The 3137-nt window shown below is 30.4% G+C and carries 4 protein-coding genes and 1 pseudogene; 3 read left to right on the top strand and 2 right to left on the bottom strand.

The features are described from left to right. On the top strand, nucleotides 1–142 hold a 142-nt coding region (locus tag AC1DJR_RS23470), incomplete at its 5' end, for a DUF7852 domain-containing protein (protein ID WP_477003627.1). A 355-nt stretch (nucleotides 143–497) separates the two neighbouring features. Here AC1DJR_RS23470 and AC1DJR_RS23465 read toward each other — a convergent pair. Continuing rightward, a complete protein-coding gene (locus tag AC1DJR_RS23465; RefSeq protein ID WP_410593312.1) occupies nucleotides 498–941 on the bottom strand; it encodes a GNAT family N-acetyltransferase in 444 nt (147 codons plus the stop codon). Nucleotides 942–1195: 254 nt separating this feature from the next. Between AC1DJR_RS23465 and AC1DJR_RS23460 the strand changes: the two genes are divergently transcribed. Both AC1DJR_RS23460 and AC1DJR_RS23455 read left to right on the top strand, forming a co-directional pair. After that, on the top strand, nucleotides 1196–2056 hold the full coding sequence (locus tag AC1DJR_RS23460) for a DegV family protein (protein ID WP_429688352.1): 861 nt from the start codon (nucleotides 1196–1198) through the stop codon (nucleotides 2054–2056). A 431-nt stretch (nucleotides 2057–2487) separates the two neighbouring features. Beyond that, a pseudogene (locus AC1DJR_RS23455) lies at nucleotides 2488–2806 on the top strand (helix-turn-helix domain-containing protein); the annotation flags it as partial. 221 nt (nucleotides 2807–3027) lie between these two features. On the opposite strand, the gene AC1DJR_RS23450 reads toward AC1DJR_RS23455, so the two are convergent. Then, nucleotides 3028–3137: IS3 family transposase (locus tag AC1DJR_RS23450; RefSeq protein WP_170264819.1), on the bottom strand; the 110-nt coding region annotated here is incomplete at its 5' end.

The raw sequence follows: 3137 nt of genomic DNA, 5'->3' as shown, positions 1-3137 counted from the left end.
AGGCTATATTTATCAATGTATTGAATACATTTCAGAACAAAGTACATTTGATGATAATGTGTATCAGTTAATGCAAAATATTGTATTGGAATTAATCATTCAAGTAATACAAGAACAGGAAGTACAAGTGCGAATTACATAAAAATGATTATATTCTCTTGAGTAGCTGATTATTTTTATTCGTAGCGTATCAACGCGTAATCTTTTGTAAATCATTCAGTGCTACGAAATATCCTCCAAACGGTTTATCCTCATTACATTCAATTTTATATTTATGAAGGATGGTTGTTGCCAACTGGGATAGTTACTTAATTGTGTGAATTTCTTTAGATTTATGTTTTAAATAAGTGCTAACAAATTTGTAAACGTACTTGCTAACACTTATTTAAAACGGACATAAAATTGGCGTATATGTTGCTTGAATAAATAAGTTAATTAAATAAAATAGATAATTAACTGTATTAACCTGAGCTGTAATATAAAAAGTATTCACTCCTTTATGACAAAACTCTCAACTTAAATAGTAAAACATGTTTATCGTAATTTTCCAAACACCAATTATATTTTTTTAGAATAATTGGGTGGACAGCTTCTTCTGTAGTATCGACTTCAGTATAGCCGTATTTTTTATAAAAGCTTTCTAGTTCTTCAAAAGGAAGACAATACACATTTTGTATTTGTAATTTTTTCGCAGTTTGTACTAAAAATGAAACAAGTTCCCCAGCTAATTGTAGACCTCTGAATTTAGGAAGAATGAAAATTCCACCCATTTCAATTGTATCTTCATCTATTTGGACTAAACGTCCAACACCCGCATACTCTTTGTTGTATGTAATGATCGCAACCTTATCTCGTGATAAATCACTCGGTACAAATCCGATTGATTCGTATTGGTTATTAATCCATTCTATATCATTAGGTATAGCTAGTTGAATTTCCATTTTTAGGCCTCCATTTGAAATGTTTTAATATTTCTATTATATAAAGAACGATACGAGTTGTAATTCATAATTGGCACAATAAATTATGAAAATAGGAGAAAACGGTATCATTTTTAATAACAGTTCAAGTTTTGAAGAATAGTGCATACAATATAAAGTGTTTTCCTTTCTTCATTTAAGTTTTACGTATATAATTTAAAAGTACTATTTTTATTTTATATTTTTTATATTTATAACAGAATAGAGGTTTAAAAATGGGTGTTAAAATCATTACGGATAGTGCGGCGGATTTACCGGTAGAATTGCTGCAAGCATATGATATTGATTTAATTCCACTCCGTGTATATGATGAAGCAGAAACAGAGTATTTAGATGGGGTTACATTAAAATCGGTTACATTACTGCAAAAAATGAGAGAAGGCGCAGTTTATAAAACGTCATTGCCTTCACTTGAAACATTCCAAGAAAAATTTGTTTCCTATGCAAAAGAAGGTAATCCTTGTATATATTTAGCCTTTTCATCTGAATTGTCTGGTACATATCAATCGTCAGTTCTCATTAAAGAAGAAGTGAAAGAAACATTCACTGATTTAGATTTAGAAATTATTGATACAAAATGTGCCTCACTCGGTCAAGGTATTGTCGTATTAGAAGCTGCAAAAATGGCAAAAGAGGGCGCATCAAAAGAAGAAATATTAAACCGTGTCGCTTTTCTAATGAACCATATGGAACATATCTTCACTGTAGCTGACTTACAGTACCTWGTKAGAGGTGGGCGTTTAAGTAAAGTAGCTGGTTTTATCGGTGGTTTATTAAACATTAAGCCRATCTTAAATGTGGATGAAGGAAAACTTGTACCACTTGAAAAGGTAAGAGGGAAAAAGAAAGTATTAAGCCGAATTGTTGATATTATGGAAGAGCGTGGGAAAGACCTTAAAGGTCAAACAATCGGTATGACTCACGGTGATGATTTAGAAACTGCCGAAGCATTAAAAGCATTAATTACTGAAAGATTCGGCTGTGAAGTATTTATCGTAAATACAATTGGAGCAGCAATCGGAGCGCATACAGGACCAGGTGCGTTAACGTTGTTCTTCTTAAATAAAGTAGAGTAAAGGATTGATCTTCTGATCAATCCTTTTTTCTTTAAATTAAATATAGAATTTATTATTTATGAGTGCCTTGTTTTTTAAGTAAGAAGGTATAAAAGAAACAAGTGAAGGCTAGTACTAAAAGAGTTGCGGATCCTCCAGAATATCTTACTATTTTTCGTGTTGAATCGTTTTTAGGTTTTACAATCATATTTAATAAATAATTCGATAAACTAAATTATAGGATGTGATATTTGGAATTCATCTATTAAGCCTATTTAATTTAGTTTCGGTTACAATAGATGCCCTCAATGTAATCGGCAAGTTTAACCAATCATATTATTTAAATTAAGAATGATAGTTAACTTTTGATTCAATCCTTTTTAAATTCTAAAATAATTGTTTTATGCGAATGAAAAGTATGTAATTACTTCTTAACTTTCTCTTTAAAAGGCAAGATATATACAATTCGGAATTTAATAGAAATTTATATAGAATTAAAAGATTGGCAAACAGTAACTAAACTTATAGATGAGGCATTTGAAATTTTATCGATTTGTGATGTACCGTATGCCCATGTTCAACTATATGGATTTAAAGCGGAAAAATCTAGAATATGGGCAGATTATAATGGATATGAGAAGAATATGAAAACAGCAATATAGCTTAGTTGCCGCATTAGCTTATAAATTGGGGGATTATTATTATGAGAATCGCTCATATAAATTATCTGCTAAGTATTTTAAACTATCAGCTGAAAATAAAATGGATTAAAACAGGGTTTCAGTAATATGTTTTCTTAGTTTATAAATTATTAGAGGTTATCCTAAAGAGTACGTGTTTTAACGCTCTTAGGGAGAAACTTTTTTTATCCCGCATTAGCGGTTCTGTATGGAAAGAAAAGCTAATGTGAATTGCATATGCGAAGCAAAATAAAAAAGAAAAAGCCAATGTCCTAATGAAGTGACCCCTAAAAATTAGACACGGTTATTTCATTAGGCAGCTTGATAAAAGTGAGTCCGGTATTGCACCGGGCTCATTTTTAATTTTGCCTTTATCCGTTTTGTATTATAATAATCTATATATTTTTCTAATTCTATTTTGA

This window comes from Bacillus sp. 05T31 (assembly GCF_056396725.1).
Note: the sequence above shows the minus strand (reverse complement) of the source record. Positions and strands in the feature narration are given on the sequence as shown.